The sequence below is a fragment of the Streptomyces sp. CG4 genome (assembly GCF_041080655.1).
In the GTDB taxonomy this organism is placed as follows: domain Bacteria; phylum Actinomycetota; class Actinomycetes; order Streptomycetales; family Streptomycetaceae; genus Streptomyces.
Genome location: NZ_CP163525.1, coordinates 8,028,953 through 8,047,583, shown reverse-complemented (window position 1 = coordinate 8,047,583; position 18,631 = coordinate 8,028,953). Strand labels below are relative to the sequence as shown.

The window sequence follows — 18,631 nt, the reverse complement described above, 5'->3', positions numbered from 1 at the left end:
CCAAGGCGGAACTGGAGGCCGCCCGCGACCGTCTCGTACCGGACGTCGTCGCGGACGGTCTCCGGGTGCTGTTCTGCGGCATCAACCCCGGGCTGATGACGGCGGCGACCGGTCACCACTTCGCCCGTCCCGGCAATCGCTTCTGGCCGGTGCTGCATCTGTCCGGCTTCACGCCACGGCTGATGAAGCCGGCCGAGCAGCGGGAACTGCTGTCGTACGGACTGGGCATCACGAATGTCGTGGCGCGGGCGACGGCGCGGGCCGACGAGCTGAGCGCTGAGGAGTACGTCGAGGGCGGGCGGCTGCTCACCGAGAAGGTGACGCGGCTGCGGCCGAGGTGGCTGGCCGTGGTCGGGGTGACCGCGTACCGGGCCGCCTTCGGCGACCGCACGGCCCAAGTGGGGCCGCAGGAGCGGACGTTCGGGGACACCCGGATCTGGGTGCTGCCCAATCCCAGCGGGCTGAACGCGCACTGGACGGCGGCGACCATGGCGGAGGAATTCGCCCGGCTGCGGGCCGCCGCACAGGCCTAGATCGCCCGGCCGGAGGCTGTCACGCAGGCCTGGAAAGCCCGGCCGCGGGCCGCCACGCCCGGTTGGAGCGGGTCACGGCGGGTCCACGGTGGTGACCACCGCCAGCAGCTGGAACGGCGCGTGATCGGTCCACTGGGACACCCCGAGGGCGAGCCAGCCGCCGCTTCCGGGCAGTTGCCAGAGCTTGACGTCCGGGACATGCCCGCCGAGGCCGGCCCACGGCTGCGGTATGTCCTCGCCGAGCGTCGTCCGCTCCAGGACGCTGTACAGGCTGATGTACTGCGCGGGCCCCCACCGCTCCGCCATCCGCTCGGCCAGTGCGTCCCGGTCGGCCTCGAACTGTGCCGCCGTTTCCTCCCGCCCGGTTCCGTCGTCCTCCGAGAAGTCGCCGCTCGTCTCTAAGGCGGCTATGTGGAATCCGGGCCCGCTCTCGCCGTGTTCCGTTCTGCTGTGCGCCGTGGGGAACTCCCGTGCGCACAGCGACTCGATGGCGGTCAGGCACGTCGCGATGTCCATGCGATCCAGTAAACCGGGCGGCACTGACAATTGGCGGACCGTCAGGCGTCCCGGCGGTCCAGTCTCCACGCGCCCGCGAGCAGCGCGGCCGCCGCCCACAGCGCGGTCACCGCGAGCCCGCTCCACGGGCCGAGGGCGCCGTCCCAACTGCTGTGCAGGGCGACTTGACCGGCTCGGTCGGGAAGGTAGTCGGCGACGCTGCCGGACAGATCGCCGACGACGAAGGACACGATCAGCACGAACGGGATCAGAACGGACAGGGTGGCGACGCCACTGCGCAGCACGGCCGCGAGTCCGGCGGCGAAGAGCGCCATCAGCGTCAGCTGGAGGCCGCAGCCGACGGCGCCGCGCAGGCCCTCGCCCCACGTCGGACCGTCGGCGCCCAGGACCGCCTTGCCGACCAGCAGGGTGGCCAGCCCGGTGAGGAGGCCGACGGCCAGCGCGGGCAGGGCGATCGCGGTTGCCTTGGCGGCGAACCACCGCCGGCGGTCGGGCACCGCCGACAGGGTCAGCCGCAGCGCGCCGCCCCGGAACTCCGCTGCCACGGCCGTCGTACCGAACGCGATCGCGGCGATCTGGCCGAGGCTCACGCCGAAGAACGCGGAGTACAGCGGGTCCGAACCGTCGGCGCCGGCGGCCGAGAGGGCCGAGAACCCGGTGGTGGCGAGGAGGATCCCGGCCAGGCCGCCGAGGAGCGACGGCAGGGTGCGGATCTTGATCCATTCGGCGTGCAGCACGGGTGCGAACGGCATGGTCAGACCTCCTGGGTCAGTGCGGTGAACTCGGCCTCGGCCGCGGTCAGATCGAGATAGGCCTCCTCCAAGGTGGCCTCCCGCGCGGCGAGTTCCAGGACGGGTACGCCCGCCTCGGCCATGATCCGGCCGAGGTCGTCCACGCCCGCGTGCCGCACGGTCCGTGCTCCGTCGGCGTCCCGGGAGGCGTCGAGGCCGTGGCGGGCTAGGAGGTCGTCCAGCGCGGCGAGGTCGGTGGAGCGGATCCGGACATGGGGCTGCACACGCGCGTGGATGAACTCCTGGACGGGCGTGTCGGCCAGCAGCCGCCCCTTGCCCAGGATCACGAGATGGTCGGCGAAGGCGGCGGTCTCGCTCATCAGATGGCTGGAGACCAGGACCGTACGGCCCTCCTCGGCGAGGCGGCGGAGCAGGGTGCGGATCCAGACGATGCCCTCGGGGTCGAGGCCGTTGGCGGGCTCGTCCAGCAGGATCACCTCGGGATCCCCGAGCAGGGCGGCGGCGATGCCGAGCCGCTGGCGCATGCCGAGGGAGTACGTCCGCACCCGGCGCCGTGCCACCGCGGCCAGCCCGGTCTCCGCCAGGACGGCGTCGACCCGCCGGTCCGGGATGCGGTTGCTCGCGGCGAGGGCGCGCAGATGGTCGCGGGCGGTGCGGGAGCCGTGCGCGGCCCGCGCGTCGAGCAACGCGCCCACCCGGCGCAGGGGTTCGCGCAGGGCGGCGTAGGCCTGGCCGCCGATCGTGGCGGTGCCGGAGGTGGGCCGGTCGAGGCCGAGGGCGAGGCGCATGGTGGTGGACTTTCCGGCGCCATTGGGGCCGAGGAAGCCGGTGACGCGGCCGGGGCGCACGCTGAAGGTGAGCTGGTCCACGGCCCGCAGTCCGCCGTACTCCTTGGTCAGGTCGCGTACGTCGATGCTGGTCATGGCACCAGCCTCGCCGTGCGGGGACGTCGGGGCCTCCCCCGCCGGTGGAGAGCGTCTCCCCCGTGCGGGGGAGGCCCGTTGTCCGTGCAGGCTGCGACGATGTCCGCATGGTCCGCTTCCTGCGCCCGCTGCTGCGCGGGACGACGTACACGCGCTTGCTGCACCAGTGGGTGCCCATGCTGATCCAGAGCATGTGGATGTTCATCGACATGTCGAAGCCCTGGGTCCCGGGCGTGATGCTCGTCGTGCTGGGCCTCGTGCCCGCCGTACGCAGGGGCGAGGGGGTGCAGGCGCGGCTGTTGCTGACGCCGGGTGAGCAGGAGCCGGGCATCTCCGAGGAGCCGTCGGCGACATGGCGGGACCGGACACGCACGGTGGTGTGGCTGGAACTGCGCTGGGTCCTCGGCTGGATCAGCATGTTCGTCACGGTGTGGCTGCTCGTCTTCGCGTTCGAGCTGGCGCGGGCCGCTTGGGGGCGGGCGCCGTCCGGGCTTCCCGTGCTGGGCCAACTGCCGCAGCACCGCGCCTGGGCACTGCTGACGCCGCTCCCGCTGCTCGTCCTGTACGGCGTGGTCGTGGGCCTCGGCATGCTGATCACGGTCTGCGCGCGCCGCCTGCTGGGGCCGTCGGCGGCCGAGCGGCTGGCCGCGCTGGAGGAGCGCACCGAGCAACTGCTGGAACGCACCCGTATCGCGCGGGAGTTGCACGACTCGATCGGGCACGCGCTGACGGTGGCGGTGGTGCAGGCCGGTGCGGCGCGGGCGGCGGGCGACCCGGAGTTCACCGAGCGCGCGCTGGACGCCATCGAGGAGACCGGCCGGGCGGCCCTGGAGGATCTGGAGCGGGTGCTGGGCATTCTGCGCGAGAGCGAGCGGCCGGTGAGCGCCCGGCCCACGCTCGCCGACGCGGGCCGGCTGCTGGACTCGGCTCGGGCCTCCGGAGCGAAGGTGGACGCCGAGGTGACGGGTCCGGTGGCGGCCGTGCCCGGGCCGGTGTCCCGCGAGGGGTACCGGATCCTTCAGGAGGCGCTGACCAACGTGCTGCGGCACGCCGGGGCCGTCCCGGTGCGGGTCCGGGTCACGGTCGGCGACGGCACACTCGCCCTGGACGTGCGCAATCCCCTGCCGGGCGCGATACCCGGCCCCGGGCGGGGCAGCGGTTTGCGCGGCATACGCGAGCGGGCCGCCCTGCTGGGCGGCAGCGCCCGCACCGGCCCGGACGAGGGCGACTGGCAGGTGTGGGCGGAGCTGCCGCTCGGCTGATCGGGGCGGGTGGGCCCGCTCACCTGATCTAGGCTGGCCGGATGCCGGTCACCGTACTCCTCGTCGACGACGAACCCCTGGTCCGCGCAGGTCTGCGGGCCGTGCTGGAGGCGCAGCCCGACATCGAGGTGGTGGGCGAGGCGGCCGACGGGGCCGCGGTCGTCCCGCTGGTGCGGCAACTGCGGCCGGACGTGGTCGCCATGGACGTACGCATGCCGCTCCTGGACGGCATCGAGGCCACGCGCGTGGTGCTGCGCACCGTGCCCGAGCCACCGAAGATCCTCGTGGTGACGACCTTCGAGGACGACGAGTTCGTGTACGAGGCGCTGCGCGCGGGTGCCGACGGGTTCCTGCTGAAGCGGGCCCGGCCGGCCGAGATCGTGCACGCGGTGCGGCTGATCGCGGAGGGCGAGTCGCTGCTGTTCCCGGCCTCCGTGCGGCGCCTGGCCGCCCGGTACGGCGACGGCGACCGGCCGGCGCGTGCCGTTCTGGAGCGGGCCCGGCTGACGGAGCGTGAGGCGGAGGTGCTGCGGCTGATGGCGCGGGGGCTGTCGAACGCGGAGATCGCCGCCCGGCTGGTCGTGGGCACGGAGACGGTCAAGTCGCATGTGAGCGCCGTACTGGCCAAGCTCGGCGCACGCGACCGCACCCAGGCGGTGATCACCGCGTACGAGTCGGGGTTCGTCGAGCCGTGCTGAGCCGGCGTCTGTCGCGCCCTGCCGTCGGCCCCGATGCGGAACCCGGCACTCGCCGGGGTGCGCCGGGCCGAGTACGATCCGGCCAACACGCCCGCGAGCTGGAAGGACGGACGGGTGGCGCAGCTGACCGGCGGCGATCCCTCGCTGCTGCGAAGGATCAATTCCGCGGTGGTGCTGCACGCGCTGCGTGCCACGGACTGCGCGACGCTCACCGAGATCAGCCGGGTCACCGGGCTGTCCCGGCCGACCGTGGAAGGTGTCGTCGAAGGGCTCATCGAGGCCGGGCTCGTCGTGGAGACGGCGGCCGACGAGGGCAGTGCGCGCCGTCAGGGGCGGCCTGCGCGCCGGTTCCGGTTCCGGGCCGAGGCGGGGCATCTGCTGGGCCTGGAGATCGGGCCGCACCGGGTCGCCGCGCTGCTGTCCGACCTGGACGGGCGGGTGCTGGGCACGCAGGCCAAGGAGGTCGCCGAGACGGCCTCGGCGGACGAGCGGATCGACCGGCTGCGTGGCACGGTCGCCGAGCTGCTGCGGCGCGCCGGGGTCGCCCGCGGCTCGCTGCGGGCCGTGGGCGTGGGCACGCCGGGGATCGTGGAGGCCGACGGCACGGTGCGGCTGAGCACGGCGCTGCCGCAGTGGACGGGTCTGAGGCTGGGCGAGCGGCTCAGCCGCTCCTTCAAGTGCCCGGTGCTGGTGGAGAACGACGCCAACGCGGCGGCCGTCGCCGAACACTGGAAGGGCTCGGCGGCCGGGACGGACGACGTGGTGTTCGTGCTGGCCGGGCTGAGCCCGGGCGCGGGATCACTGATCGGCGGCCGGCTGCACCGCGGCTTCGGCGGCGCCGCCGGGGAGATCGGCGCGCTGCATCTGCTGGGCCGGGAGGCGACCCCGGAGACGCTGCTGTCCACCACCGACGAGCCGCTGCACCCGCTGGACGAGCCGGCGGTCGCCGAGGTGTTCGCGCTGGCCCGGGAGGGCGACCAGCGGGCGCGGGCGGCCGTCGAGCGGTTCATCCAGCGGCTCGTGCACGACGTGGCCGCACTGGTCCTGGCGCTGGATCCGGAGCTCGTCGTGATCGGCGGCTGGGCGGCCGGTCTCGACGGTGTCCTGGAACCGCTGCGCCGCGAGCTGGCCCGCTATTGTCTGCGGCCGCCTCGGGTGGCGTTGTCCGTGTTGGGTGAGACGGCCGTGTCCACGGGGGCGCTGCGCTTGGCTCTGGACCATGTGGAGGAGCAGTTGTTCGCCGTTGAGGGCACGGTGACGAGGCGCTGAGCGCCGCTCCCTGGCGGTGCGGGCCGTGGTGAGACCGCGGGTGATCAGGAAGCCCGGCGCTCCGGGTCGTGGTGTATCTCCACGTCCGGTGAGTCGCCGAAGGTCAGGCGGCAGGTGTCGGCCCGGTACGTCGCGATGGACAGCGCGGCGGTGCGACCCGGCGCGAAGAAGCGGGTGGTGACGACCAGGACGGGCGAGCCGGGCAGCCGGTCGAGTTCCTTGGCGTCGTCCGCGCGGGCGGAGCCCAGCTCGACGGCGCGGTCCTGGCCCTCGAGCGTCAGGTGCTGGAGTTCGCGCAGCACCGCACGCGCGCGTGCCGGGCCGGACGGGGCGTCGATCGCGGTGAGGTCGGGCACCGAGACGGCCGGGATGTAGAGCAGTTCGGTGGCGACCGGCTGGCCGTGGGACATCCGGGAGCGGCGTACGGTGTGGACGGGCTCGTCGGCGCCGGTCTCCAGGGCCGTGGCGACGGCGGCGGGCGGTGCGGCCTGCTCGCAGTCGACGGGCTGCCAGGCGTCGGAGGCGGCGCCCGGCCAGGCGTGCTGTGCGGTGCCGACGGCCACGCCCACGCGCGGGGGCGCGACGGTCGTACCGACGCCGCGGCGGCGCTGCAGCCGGCCCTCCAGCTCCAGCTGTTCGAGGGCCTGGCGGAGCGTGGCGCGGGCCACGCCGAAGCGGGCGGCGAGGTCGCGCTCGTTGGGCAGGATCTCGCCGACCGAGAACTCGGAGTCCAGTGCTTCGGTGAGCACGATCTTGAGGTGCCAGTACTTCGGTTCCGGCACCGATTCCAGCTGCGTGGTCCCCACCCTGTCCTCCGCAAGAGCCGTGGTCCGGCGGCTTTTAGCGCCCTTGTTTATTAAAGGTTGTTGCACTTCTCTGCGACCATAGGGCGGCCGTCACCCTTGGTCAAGACCAATCCTCGATCCCTTGCGCAACCCGGGGGCGACCCACAGCGGAGCGTTCATGAAGCGTTCGTACGCGGCGGTGTGTGTGACATCGCGGCAAAGCCCCCGTCGCAGGACAGGGGCTCGCGGGGCGCGCGCGGGGTCAGTCGGCGATCAGGTGCCGCATCTTGTACGGGTTGCGGACGACGTACACGGTCGTGACGTGGCCGTCGGCGACGTCCAGCTGGAACAGACTGTCGGGCTTGCCGTCGGAAAGGATCAGCACGGCTGGGCCGCCGTTGGTCTCCAGCAGGCGGAGGGACAGGGCCGGCGGGAGCTTCCGTGTGACGCCGACCAGCAAGCGGGCGACCTTGTCGGCGGTGTGCACGATCCGCAGCGCCGCCCTGGCCTTGCCGCCGCTGTCGCTGACCAGGCGGACGTCGGGAGCGAGCAGGGAGACGAGGCCGTCCAGGTCGCCTTCTGCCGCGGCGGCGAGGAAACGATCGGTCAGCTCGCGTCGCCGGGCCGGGTCGACCTCGTAGCGCGGCCGCCGTTCCTCGACGTGCCGGCGCGCCCGCCCGGCGAGTTGCCGTACGGCCGCCTCGCCGCGGTCGAGGAGGGCGGCGATCTCGGCGTACGGGTAGCCGAAGGCCTCCCGGAGCACGAAGACGGCGCGCTCCAGCGGTGACAGCGACTCCAGGACGACCAGGACGGCGAGGGAGACGCTGTCGGCGAGCACGGCGCGGTCCGCCGTGTCCGGGGCGGCGTCGCCGAACTCGGTGAGGTAGGGCTCCGGCAGCCATGGTCCGACGTACGCCTCGCCGCGCGCCCGTACCTGGCGCAGTCGGTCGATGGCCAGCCGGGTGGTGATGCGCACCAGGTAGGCGCGGGGTTCGCGGATCTCCGCGAGGTCGGCGCCGGACCAGCGCAGCCAGGCGTCCTGGACCACGTCCTCGGCATCGGCGACCCGGCCGAGCATGCGATAGGCGACGCCCATGAGCAGGGGCCGGTGCTCTTCGAAGACGTCGGTCGCGGTGTCGGCGGTCACCGCTCCATCCCATCCGACACGCGACGGCTGTGTCCAGCCGGAATCGGCCCGTCCGGCGCCGGTCCGGATCACAATGACCGCGGACCGCCGGGGGCCGGCGGCCGGGGACCTGGAGGTGGCCGATGCGGTATGCGGTGCTGGGCACGGGCGAGGTGGGCCGCACCCTGGGCGGCAGGCTGGTGGAGCTGGGACACGAGGTGACCCTCGGGTCCCGTACCAAGGACAACCCGGTGGCGCTGGAGTGGGCCACCGCCGCGGCGGAGCGGGCCCGCGCGGGTACGTTCGCGGAGGCAGCCGCGGCGGCCGAGGTGGTCGTCAACGCGGTGAGCGGCCGGGTGGCGCTGGACGCCCTGCGGGCGGCCGGCGCGGAGAACCTCGACGGCAAGGTCCTGGTGGACGTGTGCAATCCGCTGGCCTTCGAGGACGGGGAACCGCGGCTGGATCCGGTGGAGTCGGACAGCGTGGGCGAGCAGATCCAGCGCGCCTTCCCGCACGCGCGCGTGGTGAAGACGCTGAACACGGTCAACTGCAAGGTGATGGTGGATCCGGGGCGGGTGCCGGGCGCGCACCACCTGTTCGTGTGCGGACAGGACGCGGCGGCCAAGGAACAGGTGACGGCCATGCTCGGGGAGTTCGGGTGGCCGGCCGAGCGAGTGCTGGATCTGGGCGGCATCCAGGCGGCCCGGACGGTGGAGATGTACCTGCCGCTGTGGCTCACCCTGATGCGGCAGTTCGGGACCGCGGACTTCAACATCGAAGTGCGCCGGGCGGGTTGACCGGCGCAGGTGAGCCAGGCGTACGCCCTGCGGGGGCTACCGACAGGTAGCAATTGCTGACAAGCTGTCTACAGCGTCGGTCAGCACCCAGACGAGGAGCACCCCATGTCCGCCACCGTCTCCTTCAAGGTCCCCACTCCGCACGGGCCGAAGGACGTGACCGTGTCCTACGCGCGCGTGGGACACGGGGCACCGCTCGTCCTGCTGCACGGGATCGGACATCACCGGCAGGCCTGGGACCCGGTCGTGGACATCCTCGCCACCGAGCGCTGCGTCATCGCCGTCGACCTGCCGGGCTTCGGCGCCTCTCCGGGCCTGCCGGCCGGCCTCGCCTACGACCTTCCGACCACCGACTCCGTGCTCGGCGCCCTGTTCGAGGCCCTGGAGCTGGACCGCCCGCACATCGCGGGCAACTCGCTGGGCGGCCTGCTCGCCCTGGAACTGGGCCGGGAGAAGCTCGTACGGTCCGTCACCGCCCTCTCCCCGGCCGGGTTCTGGACGGACGCCGAACGCCGGTACGCCTTCGCAGTGCTGCTCGCGATGCGGGGCATCGCCCAGCGGCTCCCGTTGCCGCTGGTGGAGCGGCTGTCGCGCACCGCGGCCGGCCGTACCGCGCTGACGAGCACCATCTACGCACGCCCCGCGCGCCGCACCCCGGAGGCCGTGGTCGCCGAGACGCTCGCACTGGCGGGCGCCACCGGGTTCGACGCGACGCTGCGGTCGGGCGCCACCGTCCGGTTCACCGACGATCTGCCCGGCCTGCCGGTCACGGTGGCCTGGGGCACGCAGGACCGGCTCCTCGTACGCCGTCAGGGCGTGCGCGCCAAGCAGCTCATCCCGCACGCCCGGCTGGTACGGCTGCCCGGCTGCGGCCACTGCCCGATGAACGACGACCCGGCGCTGGTCGCCCGGGTCATCCTGGACGGCAGCAGCAGCTGAGCGGGCCGGCGGACGTGACACGACCGGCTCACCGCCGGGACCCGGCTCGCTGAGGGGGTCGCCGGTCCCTGGCCGGGGGCCGGCCCGCGGATCGTCCGAGGTCAGGGCGCGCCGCCCCGAGGACGGTTGTTCACTTCGGGTTTCCGCACGCGCCGCAGCGTCCCAGTAAGTGTTGGCTCTGCACACCGGCCGGACCTTTTCCCTGGAGGCGTAAGCCATGTCAGACCGTTCGTTCCCCGGCCGCCGCAGCATGCTGCGCGGCTCCCTCGCCGCGTCGGCGGCCCTCGCCCTGCCCGTCGGCCTCGGCGCGGCCCCGGCGTTCGCCCGCTCCGGGCGCCCCCAGGCCGGCTGGGGTGTGCAGGCCGGCGACGTGACCACCGACTCCGGCCTGGTGTGGGTGCGTTCGGACCGGCCGGCCCGGATGATCGTGGAGACCTCGGCCACCGAGTCGTTCCGCAACCCGCGCAGATGGCACGGTCCGCTGCTGGGCGCCGGCACGGACTTCACCGGCACCACCCGGCTGCACGGCCTGCCCTCCGGCGAGCAGATCCACTACCGCGTGCTGCTCGCCGACCCGGACGACCCGCGCCGCACCGGCGAGCCGGTGACCGGCACCTTCCGTACGGCGCCGGTGAAGCGGCGCCAGGGCGTGCGGTTCGTGTGGTCCGGTGACCTGGCCGGACAGGGCTGGGGCATCAACGAGTCCATCGGGGGCTACCGCATCTTCGACGCCATGGCGAAGACCGACCCGGACTTCTTCCTGTGCAGCGGCGACAACATCTACGCCGACGGCCCGATCGCGGCGACCGCGACACTGCCCGACGGCAGCGTCTACCGGAACGTCACCACCGAGGAGAAGTCGCACGTCGCGACCACCCTGGACGACTACCGGGGCAACTTCCGCTACAACCTGCTGGACCCGGCGCTGCGCCGGTTCAACGCCCAGGTGCCGAACATCATCCAGTGGGACGACCACGAGGTACGCAACAACTGGTACCCGGGCGAGGTCATCGGCACCGGCACCCCCTACCCGGCCGGCACCAGGCTCGACGACCTGGCGCTGCGCTCGCGGCAGGCGTTCTCGGAGTACTTCCCGATCTCCACGATCAGCGGGCGCCCGGACGGCCGGATCTACCGGGTCGTCCACCACGGTCCGCTGCTCGATGTGTTCGTGCTCGACATGCGCACCTACCGCAACGCGAACTCGCCGGACAACCAGACCACGGACCCGGTGGGCATCCTCGGCCGCGAGCAGCTGGAGTGGCTCAAGCGCGAGCTGGCGAAGTCCCGCGCGGTGTGGAAGGTGATCGCCAACGACATGCCGCTCGGGCTGGTCGTGCCCGACCCGGTGGAGGGCAAGCCGGACTTCGAGGCGGTGGCGCAGGGCGACCCGGGCGCCCCGCTCGGCCGTGAGCTGCAGATCGCCGAGCTGCTGCGCTTCATCAAGCACCGGCGGATCACCGGCACGGTGTGGCTGACGGCCGACGTGCACCACACCTCCGCCCAGCACTACGACCCCTCGCGGGCCGCGTTCAAGGACTTCGAGCCGTTCTGGGAGTTCGTCTCCGGCCCGCTCAACGCCGGCGCCTTCCCGGCCAACGCGCTGGACGGCACGTTCGGCCCGGACCGGGTGTTCGTCAAGGCGCCCACGGCCGCGAACGTGTCGCCTGCCGAGGGCTACCAGTTCTTCGGCGAGGTGGACATCGACGGCGACAGCGGAGAACTGACGGTCCGGCTGCGCGAGTACGACGGCACGGTGCTGTTCACGCAGACCCTCCGGCCGGGCCGGGTCGGCCAGTAGCCAACTCCTCGGCCCTACGGGCCTTTTCGCAGGTCAGACCGATTGTCAGTGGTCGCGGCTACGGTTTTCACATGACGCGATCACTGCAGTCGACGACCCTTTCCCGTTCCTCCGCGCCGAAGTCGGCGACGGACGACAACGCCACGATCTGGGGCCGTGGGGTGCGGGCCCGACTGACCGTAAAAAGGCGAACAAAAAGGACGGAGCATGCTTTACCCATCGGTCACAAACAGTTCGTGATCACGCAACACCCTTCCTTCACAGTGGGTGCATGAGTACAGACATGTCTGATGTGACCCGGGCGAAGCACGGTCGGCCCGTGCACCACTGGCGGCGCGACCTCGTGGAACTCGCCGCCCTGTTCACCGCCGTGGCGGTAGCCGACGGAGTGGCGAATCTGATCGGGCACGGCCCCGACGGCCCCGCTCTGCTGGTGATCTCGGCCCTCGTGCTGGCCGCGACGGCCGGCTTCCACACATGGTGGGCACGGCGCCACGGACACGCACCGCCGGCCGACGATACCGGCGCCCGGCCGATCGCCGAGACGCGGTCGGCCGGGCCCGCCGAGCAGCCGGACGGGCCGGCGCACGACGTGGCGGACGCCAGTGCCCTGTGGCGGATGCGGACGACGGTCAAGGACGAGCCGGGTTCGCTGGCGGCGCTGTGCACGGCGCTGGCCGAGCGGCGCGTCGACATCCTGAGCCTGCAGACACATCCGCTGGCCGACGGCACCGTGGACGAGTTCCTGCTGCGGGCGCCCGGCGCGCTGACGGCGGCCGACATCATCCGAGCGGTCTCGCTGGCCGACGGCTCGTCCACCTGGATCGAGCGGGCCGACGCCCACGACCTGGTCGACGCCCCCACGCGAGTGCTCGGCCTGGCCGCGCGCACCGCGCTGGACGCCGCCGAACTGCCGCTCGCACTGCGCCAGTTGCTGGGCCGGTGCACGATCCGCTCGCTGCCCGGGACACCGGCCGGCGGGGACCGCGGGCCGCAGCAGGTGCCGGTCGAGGGCGTGCTGGAGGACACCATCATGCGGCTGCGGGCTCCGGAGGGCGGAGTGCTCACCGTGGAGCGGCCGTATCTGCCGTTCACACCGACCGAGTTCGCCCGGGCCCGGGCCCTGGTGGAGCTGGACAACCGGCTCGGTCCACGCATCCCGCGCGGCAAGGACGTGCTGACGCTGCCCGAGGGCAACGACATCACGGTCCGCCGGGTCGACACCTCGGACCTGGCCGCCGCGAGGGCGATGCACGAGCGGTGCTCGCCGCGCACCCTCGACCTGCGCTACCACGGCCCGGTCAACGACGCGGACCGCTATCTGAACCACCTGCTCAGTCCCCGTTTCGGCCGCACGCTGGCCGCGCAGACCGCCTCCGGCCGCATAGTCGGCCTCGGGCATCTGCTGTGGGACGGCGACGAGACCGAGGTCGCGCTGCTGATCGAGGACGAGTGGCAGCAGCGCGGCGTCGGGGGCGAGCTGCTCGGCCGGCTGGTGGCGATGGCCGTGGAGGCCCGCTGCGAGAGCGTGTACGCCGTGACGCAGGCGTCCAACACCGGCATGGTCGCCGCGATGCGCGGCCTCGGGCTGCCCCTGGACTACCAGATCGAGGAGGGCACCCTGGTCATCACGGCCCGCCTGGACGCCCTGCGGCACGCTTCCCGGCCACGGCACGACACCGGCCGCCGGCTCGGCGACCCGGCGCGCCGCGACTGACACCGGTCACGCGGGGACGACGGCCCGGCGCCCTCGGCCGGGCTGCACACACCGCGCACCGGCCGGGACGACTCCGCCGCGACGGCGCTCGGCCACGACCGGCATCCAGCACTGGCCGTGTCCGCGCATCCGACCGTCGGCCGGTATCGCTCAGCGCGCCGCTTCCCGAAGCGGTACCGGCTTCCGGGTCCGCTCCCCCAACGCCTGATCCAGATCGGCCCAGAGATCGTCCACGTCCTCCAGCCCCACCGACAACCGCAGCAGCCGATCGCTCACCCCGGCCCCGCGCCGGTCGTCGGCGTCGACGATGCGATGGCTGATGGAGGCGGGGTGCTGGATGAGCGTGTCGACGCTGCCCAGGCTGACCGCCGGGGTGACGAGCCGGACCCGGGAGATGACCTCGTGCGGGTCGTCGTACACCTCGAAGGCGATCATCGCGCCGCCGAGCCGTGGGTAGTGGACGCGAGCCACGCGCGGGTCGGCGGCGAGCCGGCGGACCAGTTCGGCGGCGTTCGCGGAGGCCGCCCGCACCCGGACCGGCAGAGTGGACAACCCGCGCAGCAGCAGATAGCCGGCCAGCGGATGCAGCACACCGCCGGTGGCGAACCGTATCTGGCGGAGCCGGCCGGCGAACTCCTCGTCGCAGGCGACCACTCCGGCGAGCACATCGCCGTGCCCGCCGAGGTACTTGGTGGCGCTGTGCAGCACCATACGGGCGCCGTGCTCGGCCGGGCGTTGCAGTACGGGAGTGGCGAAGGTGTTGTCGGCGAGCAGCGGTATCGAGCCGCAGCCATGCGCGATGGCCCGCAGGTCCAGCTCGGCGAGGGTCGGGTTGGCCGGGGACTCGACCATCACCAGGCCGGTGTCCGGGCGCACCGCGTCGGCGATGCCGGCCGGGTCGGTCCAGGTGACCTCGGTGCCGAGCAGCCCGGCGGTGAGCAGGTGGTCGCTGCAGCCGTACAGCGGCCGTACCGCCACCACATGGCGCAGGCCCATGGCGGAGCGCGCCAGGAGGACCGCGCTGAGCGCCGCCATGCCGCTGGCGAAGGCGACGGCGGACTCGGTGCCCTCCAGGCGGGCCAGCGCGGTCTCGAAGCGGGCGACGGTCGGGTTGCCGAGCCGGCCGTAGACGGGCCGTCCCACCGGGTCGGCGCCGTCGGTCGCGAAGGCGTCGATGCGGGCGGCCTCGGCGCGGCTGTCGTAGGAGGGGTAGGTGGTGGACAGATCGATCGGCGGGGCGTGCAGGCCCTGGCGGGCGAGGTCGTCACGGCCGGCGTGCACGGCCTCGGTGGCCAGGGCTCTCGATGCGGTGCGTACGCCGTCGTAGGCACCGGTGGTCGCTGTGTCCATGCGCGGAAGAGTGAACAGTGAACGGTTCACCGGGATCGAACACCGTGCTACGTTCGAGCCATGGCCGAATCTATCGTATTGGATCCGGTTGATCTTCATCTGCTGCGGCTGCTGCAGAACGACGCCCGGACCACATACCGCGACCTCGCCGATCAGGTGGGCGTGGCGCCGTCGACGTGTCTGGACCGGGTGACCCGGTTGCGCCGCTCCGGCGTGATCCTCGGGCATCGGCTACAGGTCGATCCGGCCAAGCTGGGGCGGGGACTGCAGGCCTTGCTGTTGGTGCAGGTCAGGCCGCACCGGCGGGAGCTGGTCGGCCCGTTCGTCGAGCGGATCCGGGCGCTGCCGGAGGCCCGGACGGTGTTCCATCTGACCGGGCCGGACGACTATCTGGTGCATGTGGCCGTCGCGGACATGGCCGATCTGCAGCGGCTGGTGCTCGACGAGTTCACCGCGCGGCGCGAAGTGGCACGGGTGGAGACCCGGTTGATCTTCCAGCAGTGGGAATGCGGCCCGCTGCTGCCGCCCGGCCACGCCCAGAGCTGAATCCCCCTGAACGTGGGTGACGCGGAGATCGTTGTCGTACGAGGATGGGCGGCATGTCTGAGACGAAGAGCCCGCTGCCCCGTCAGGTCGCCGACGCGTACGTGGACGACCTCATCGCCCTCGACCCGGTCACCGGTACCTACCTCGGTGTGCAGGAGAGTTCGAGCCGGCTGCCCGACTACTCGCCCGCCGGCCAGGCGGCCCTCGCCGAGCTGGCCCGGGCCACCCTCGCGAAGCTGGACGAGGCGGAGCGGCAGCCCGGGGCGGACAGTGACGCGGAGCGGCGCTGCGGGCGGCTGCTGCGGGAGCGGCTGACCGCCGAACTCGCCGTGCACGAGGCGGACGAACACCTGCGGGCGGTCGGCAACATGAGCACGCCGGGCCACTCGGTGCGGGAGGTCTTCACGGTCACCCCGACGCAGACGGAGGAGGACTGGGCGGCGATCGCCGAGCGGCTGCGCGCGGTGCCCGGCGCGCTCGCGGGCTACCGCGAGTCGCTGCAACTGGGCCTGGACCGCAAGCTGTTCGCGGCGCCGCGGCCGACGGCGACGTACATCCAGCAGCTCACCGAGTGGACGGACACGGACGGCCAGGGCCGCGGCTGGTACGAGGACTTCGCCGCCGACGGTCCCGAGGCGCTGCGCGCGGAGCTGGACGAGGCGGCCCGGGCGGCGACCGGGGCACTCGTGGAGCTGCGGGACTGGCTGCGGGATGTGTACGCGCCGGCGATCGAGGGCGCCCCGAACACGGTGGGCCGCGAGCGGTACGCGCGCTGGAGCCGCTACTTCAACGGCACCGATCTGGACCTGGACGAGGCGTACGCCTACGGCTGGGCGGAGTTCCACCGGATCCTCGCTGAGATGAAGCGGGAGGCGGAGAAGATCCTGCCCGGCGCCGAGACCCCGTGGGTGGCGCTCGCGCACCTCGACGAGCACGGCCGGCACATCGAGGGCGTGGAAGAGGTCCGGGAGTGGCTGCAGGGCCTGATGGACAAGGCCATCGAGGACCTGGACGGCACGCACTTCGAGCTCGCCGAGCGGGTGCGGAAGGTGGAGTCGCGCATCGCACCGCCCGGCGGTGCCGCGGCCCCGTACTACACGCCGCCGTCGGAGGATTTCTCCCGCCCGGGCCGCACCTGGCTGCCCACCATGGGTCAGACCCGCTTCCCGGTCTACGACCTCGTCTCGACCTGGTACCACGAGGGCGTGCCCGGGCATCACCTCCAGCTCGCGCAGTGGGCGCACGTGGCCGAGAACCTCTCCCGCTACCAGGCGACGATCGGCGGGGTCAGCGCCAACGCCGAGGGCTGGGCGCTGTACGCGGAGCGACTGATGGACGAGCTGGGCTACCTCACGAACCCCGAGGAGCGGATCGGGTACCTGGATGCGCAGATGATGCGGGCGGCCCGGGTGATCGTGGACATCGGCATGCACCTGGAGCTGGAGATCCCGGCGGACTCGCCCTTCCACCCGGGTGAGCGCTGGACGCCGGAGCTGGCGCAGGAGTTCTTCGGCTCGCACAGCAGCCGGCCGGCGGACTTCGTGGAGAGCGAGCTGACCCGGTATCTGACGATTCCGGGCCAGGCGATCGGCTACAAGCTCGGTGAGCGGGCATGGCTGCTGGGCCGGGAGAACGCCCGCGAGCGGCACGGCGACGCCTTCGATCTGAAGGCGTGGCACATGGCCGCCCTGTCCCAGGGCTCGCTGGGTCTGGACGACCTGGTGGACGAGCTGTCCCGGCTCTGACGGTCGAGCGCTCCCGGTGTCTGCCGCGTCAACGCCGGAAGCCGCCTTCGCAGTTGATGACCTCCCCGGTGATCCACCCGGCCTCGTCGGTCGCCAGCCAGGCGATGAGGCGGGCCGGATCGTCGGGGAGGCCCCAGCGTCCGCCGGGGAACCGCGCCGCCACGGCCGCGTGGACCTCACCGGTGGCGTAACCGGTGTCCACCGGGCCGGGGTTGACGGCGTTCACCGTGACGCCGTGCTCGGCGAGCGCGCTCGACAGGGATCGGGTGATCGAGGCCAGGGCGCCCTTCTGGAGGGCATAGGCCATCTCGCCGGGCATACCGCCGGCGATGTCCTGCCCCGAGGTCATCAGCACCACGCGCCCACCAGGTACGCACTCGTTCACTTCGGCGCGCGCACGGGCGTAGGCCTGGACGAGCAGCAGGACCGAGCGCGTGTCGACCGCCCAGTGCGCGTCGAGCATCGCGGCGTCGATCTCGTCCAGGGTGCCGTCCGAGCCGCTGAGGGCGTGATTGGCCACGAGAACGTCCAGCCGGCCGAACTCACCGACGACGGCGTCGATCAGCCGCGCCGGTTCCTCCGGGTCGCCCAGATCACCGGGCCCCGCGGCGACCCGCGCCCCGGGATCCCCCACCGCCTCGCGCACGGAGGCGACGACCGCCTCGATGCTGTCGGCGCCCCAGGGCATGGCGGCGTCGTGCGGCACATGGTGGTGCAGGTACACGCTCGCCCCGTAGGCCGCCAGCCGCCGGGCCACGGCATGTCCGATGCCCGCCCGCCGACTCGCCCCGGTCACCAGAGCGACCCGCCCACGCAGCGGCAGCGGATCCCGCCGCAGTTCTTCCGGGGTCGGGTCTTCCGGGTTCGGGTCTTCCGGGTTCGGGCGCAGATCGGAGGGCATGGCCGACGAGCCTAGAGCGCCTGCGGAACGCGGCGCGAGCGAATGGGCGGCGGGGCTGGAGGCCGCCGCATCGCAGACGGCGCTGGTGGCGAGCGCATGCGATGCCGGAGCACAGCGCGGGCGACGGTCGCCCGGGCCGGCTCTGCCCTGGAGATGTACGTCTCTTGGTGGGGGCGGCGCTCGGCCGTCCGGACGTCCCCGGTGGCGTAAGTGGGCGCGGGGCGGCTAGCTGGTGCCGGAGGCGAAGTGGAGGAGGCGAGGTGGAGGAGGCGGGGTGGCATGCAGGAGCAGGCGCAGCGGATGCCGGAGACGCGGCGGGCCGCCGGGCTGGCGGGGGTCGTGTTCGCGTTGCTGCTGGCCGCTGCGATCGTGCTGGTGCGGCTGAGCCTTCCCGAGGGGGCCAAGGCGGTCACTGCTCAGGGGTTCATCGACTCCGGGCACCGTGACGCGCTGCGTACGGCCCTCGCGCTCGTGCCGTTCGCCGGCGTCTTCTTCCTGTGGTTCGTCGGTGTGGTGCGGGCGCACATCGGCACCGGCGAGGACAAGTTCGTCTCCACCGTCTTCCTCGGCAGCGGGCTCGTCTTCATCGCCACGATGTTCGGCGCCGCCGCGGCCGCCGGCGCCGTTCTCGCGGTCACCCATCCCGCCGGTACGACGCCGACGCTGCCCTCCTGGGACTTCGGCCGTCATTTCGCGTACACGCTGATGACGGAGTACGCCACGCGGATGGCGGCCGTCTTCGCCTGCTCCCTGTCGCTGCTCGGCCACCGCCTGGGCATCCTGCCCCGCTGGCTGTCGGTCCTGGGCCTGCTGACCGCCCTCACGCTGCTCTTCGTCGCGTCCAGCGTGCCCTGGGCGGAGCTGATCTTCCCCGCCTGGTCGCTGCTGCTCAGCGTCCACCTCATCCTGGCGAGCGGTGGCGCCCGGTCCCGCACCGCAGCGCATACGTGACGCAACGCCGTAACACCTAC

Annotated in this window: 18 protein-coding genes; 11 read left to right on the top strand and 7 right to left on the bottom strand. The window is 72.9% G+C overall.

What is annotated here, in order from left to right:
* Positions 1-11: 11 nt before the first annotated feature.
* Positions 12-533, top strand: coding sequence for a G/U mismatch-specific DNA glycosylase (gene mug, locus AB5L52_RS36800; RefSeq protein WP_351571838.1), 522 nt, complete (start codon positions 12-14; stop codon positions 531-533).
* A 72-nt stretch (positions 534-605) separates the two neighbouring features.
* Here mug and AB5L52_RS36795 read toward each other — a convergent pair whose 3' ends face one another.
* The 3 genes from AB5L52_RS36795 to AB5L52_RS36785 are packed head-to-tail and all read right to left on the bottom strand — an operon-like array spanning position 606 to position 2,724.
* Positions 606-1,049 (bottom strand): hypothetical protein, encoded by a 444-nt coding sequence (locus AB5L52_RS36795; RefSeq protein ID WP_369367810.1) that lies wholly within the window; start codon positions 1,047-1,049, stop codon positions 606-608.
* Between the two features lie 41 nt (positions 1,050-1,090).
* Positions 1,091-1,801, bottom strand: coding sequence for an ABC transporter permease (locus AB5L52_RS36790; RefSeq protein WP_369367809.1), 711 nt, complete (start codon positions 1,799-1,801; stop codon positions 1,091-1,093).
* A 2-nt stretch (positions 1,802-1,803) separates the two neighbouring features.
* Positions 1,804-2,724 (bottom strand): ABC transporter ATP-binding protein, encoded by a 921-nt coding sequence (locus AB5L52_RS36785; protein WP_369367808.1) that lies wholly within the window; start codon positions 2,722-2,724, stop codon positions 1,804-1,806.
* Positions 2,725-2,831: 107 nt separating this feature from the next.
* On the opposite strand from AB5L52_RS36785, the gene AB5L52_RS36780 reads away from it, so the two are divergent.
* From AB5L52_RS36780 to AB5L52_RS36770, 3 genes are all read left to right on the top strand, one after another.
* Positions 2,832-3,986, top strand: coding sequence for a histidine kinase (locus AB5L52_RS36780; RefSeq protein WP_351571618.1), 1,155 nt, complete (start codon positions 2,832-2,834; stop codon positions 3,984-3,986).
* Between the two features lie 41 nt (positions 3,987-4,027).
* Positions 4,028-4,684, top strand: coding sequence for a response regulator transcription factor (locus AB5L52_RS36775; RefSeq protein WP_351019809.1), 657 nt, complete (start codon positions 4,028-4,030; stop codon positions 4,682-4,684).
* Between the two features lie 114 nt (positions 4,685-4,798).
* Positions 4,799-5,953: an ROK family transcriptional regulator gene (locus AB5L52_RS36770; RefSeq protein WP_369369027.1), complete on the top strand. Its 1,155-nt coding sequence runs from the start codon at positions 4,799-4,801 to the stop codon at positions 5,951-5,953.
* 44 nt (positions 5,954-5,997) lie between these two features.
* On the opposite strand, the gene AB5L52_RS36765 is transcribed toward AB5L52_RS36770, so the two are convergent.
* Both AB5L52_RS36765 and AB5L52_RS36760 read right to left on the bottom strand, forming a co-directional pair.
* Positions 5,998-6,759 carry a GntR family transcriptional regulator gene (locus tag AB5L52_RS36765; RefSeq protein WP_369367807.1) on the bottom strand — a complete coding sequence of 254 codons (762 nt, stop codon included), beginning with the start codon at positions 6,757-6,759 and terminating at the stop codon, positions 5,998-6,000.
* Between the two features lie 241 nt (positions 6,760-7,000).
* Complete coding sequence (locus tag AB5L52_RS36760; protein ID WP_369367806.1) at positions 7,001-7,885, bottom strand: RNA polymerase sigma-70 factor; 885 nt, start codon at positions 7,883-7,885, stop codon at positions 7,001-7,003.
* A gap of 122 nt (positions 7,886-8,007) precedes the next feature.
* Between AB5L52_RS36760 and AB5L52_RS36755 the strand changes: the two genes are divergently transcribed.
* The 4 genes from AB5L52_RS36755 to AB5L52_RS36740 all read left to right on the top strand — a co-directional run bounded on the left by AB5L52_RS36755 (position 8,008) and on the right by AB5L52_RS36740 (position 13,118).
* Entirely contained in the window at positions 8,008-8,661 is a 654-nt protein-coding gene (locus AB5L52_RS36755; RefSeq protein WP_351019800.1) for an NAD(P)-binding domain-containing protein, read from the top strand.
* A 105-nt stretch (positions 8,662-8,766) separates the two neighbouring features.
* Positions 8,767-9,600, top strand: a complete 834-nt coding sequence (locus AB5L52_RS36750; RefSeq protein ID WP_369367805.1) for an alpha/beta fold hydrolase — start codon at positions 8,767-8,769, stop codon at positions 9,598-9,600.
* 217 nt (positions 9,601-9,817) lie between these two features.
* A complete protein-coding gene (locus AB5L52_RS36745; protein WP_351571629.1) occupies positions 9,818-11,401 on the top strand; it encodes an alkaline phosphatase D family protein in 1,584 nt (527 codons plus the stop codon).
* 271 nt (positions 11,402-11,672) lie between these two features.
* Positions 11,673-13,118, top strand: coding sequence for a GNAT family N-acetyltransferase (locus AB5L52_RS36740; RefSeq protein ID WP_351571632.1), 1,446 nt, complete (start codon positions 11,673-11,675; stop codon positions 13,116-13,118).
* A gap of 150 nt (positions 13,119-13,268) precedes the next feature.
* Here the strand turns inward: AB5L52_RS36740 and AB5L52_RS36735 are convergent, their stop codons facing one another.
* Entirely contained in the window at positions 13,269-14,468 is a 1,200-nt protein-coding gene (locus AB5L52_RS36735) for a PLP-dependent aspartate aminotransferase family protein (protein ID WP_369367804.1), read from the bottom strand.
* 60 nt (positions 14,469-14,528) lie between these two features.
* Here AB5L52_RS36735 and AB5L52_RS36730 point away from each other — a divergent pair, with 60 nt between their 5' ends.
* A complete protein-coding gene (locus AB5L52_RS36730; RefSeq protein WP_351571638.1) occupies positions 14,529-15,014 on the top strand; it encodes an Lrp/AsnC family transcriptional regulator in 486 nt (161 codons plus the stop codon).
* A gap of 53 nt (positions 15,015-15,067) precedes the next feature.
* Entirely contained in the window at positions 15,068-16,759 is a 1,692-nt protein-coding gene (locus tag AB5L52_RS36725) for a DUF885 domain-containing protein (RefSeq protein WP_369367803.1), read from the top strand.
* A 28-nt stretch (positions 16,760-16,787) separates the two neighbouring features.
* Here AB5L52_RS36725 and AB5L52_RS36720 read toward each other — a convergent pair whose 3' ends face one another.
* Complete coding sequence (locus AB5L52_RS36720; RefSeq protein WP_369367802.1) at positions 16,788-17,660, bottom strand: SDR family oxidoreductase; 873 nt, start codon at positions 17,658-17,660, stop codon at positions 16,788-16,790.
* Between the two features lie 279 nt (positions 17,661-17,939).
* On the opposite strand from AB5L52_RS36720, the gene AB5L52_RS36715 reads away from it, so the two are divergent.
* Complete coding sequence (locus AB5L52_RS36715; RefSeq protein ID WP_369367801.1) at positions 17,940-18,611, top strand: hypothetical protein; 672 nt, start codon at positions 17,940-17,942, stop codon at positions 18,609-18,611.
* Positions 18,612-18,631: the final 20 nt, after the last annotated feature.

Excerpts from the sequence above, each read along its gene's own strand:
- AB5L52_RS36775 (WP_351019809.1), top strand. The coding sequence starts at position 4,028 with ATGCCGGTCACCGTACTCCTCGTCGACGACGAACCCCTGGTCCGCGCA.
- AB5L52_RS36725 (WP_369367803.1), top strand. The coding sequence starts at position 15,068 with ATGTCTGAGACGAAGAGCCCGCTGCCCCGTCAGGTCGCCGACGCGTAC.
- AB5L52_RS36715 (WP_369367801.1), top strand. The coding sequence starts at position 17,940 with ATGCAGGAGCAGGCGCAGCGGATGCCGGAGACGCGGCGGGCCGCCGGG.
- AB5L52_RS36780 (WP_351571618.1), top strand. The coding sequence starts at position 2,832 with ATGGTCCGCTTCCTGCGCCCGCTGCTGCGCGGGACGACGTACACGCGC.
- AB5L52_RS36795 (WP_369367810.1), bottom strand. The coding sequence starts at position 1,049 with ATGGACATCGCGACGTGCCTGACCGCCATCGAGTCGCTGTGCGCACGG.
- AB5L52_RS36740 (WP_351571632.1), top strand. The coding sequence starts at position 11,673 with ATGAGTACAGACATGTCTGATGTGACCCGGGCGAAGCACGGTCGGCCC.
- AB5L52_RS36790 (WP_369367809.1), bottom strand. The coding sequence starts at position 1,801 with ATGCCGTTCGCACCCGTGCTGCACGCCGAATGGATCAAGATCCGCACC.
- AB5L52_RS36785 (WP_369367808.1), bottom strand. The coding sequence starts at position 2,724 with ATGACCAGCATCGACGTACGCGACCTGACCAAGGAGTACGGCGGACTG.
- AB5L52_RS36720 (WP_369367802.1), bottom strand. The coding sequence starts at position 17,660 with ATGCCCTCCGATCTGCGCCCGAACCCGGAAGACCCGAACCCGGAAGAC.
- AB5L52_RS36730 (WP_351571638.1), top strand. The coding sequence starts at position 14,529 with ATGGCCGAATCTATCGTATTGGATCCGGTTGATCTTCATCTGCTGCGG.
- AB5L52_RS36745 (WP_351571629.1), top strand. The coding sequence starts at position 9,818 with ATGTCAGACCGTTCGTTCCCCGGCCGCCGCAGCATGCTGCGCGGCTCC.
- AB5L52_RS36735 (WP_369367804.1), bottom strand. The coding sequence starts at position 14,468 with ATGGACACAGCGACCACCGGTGCCTACGACGGCGTACGCACCGCATCG.
- AB5L52_RS36755 (WP_351019800.1), top strand. The coding sequence starts at position 8,008 with ATGCGGTATGCGGTGCTGGGCACGGGCGAGGTGGGCCGCACCCTGGGC.
- AB5L52_RS36750 (WP_369367805.1), top strand. The coding sequence starts at position 8,767 with ATGTCCGCCACCGTCTCCTTCAAGGTCCCCACTCCGCACGGGCCGAAG.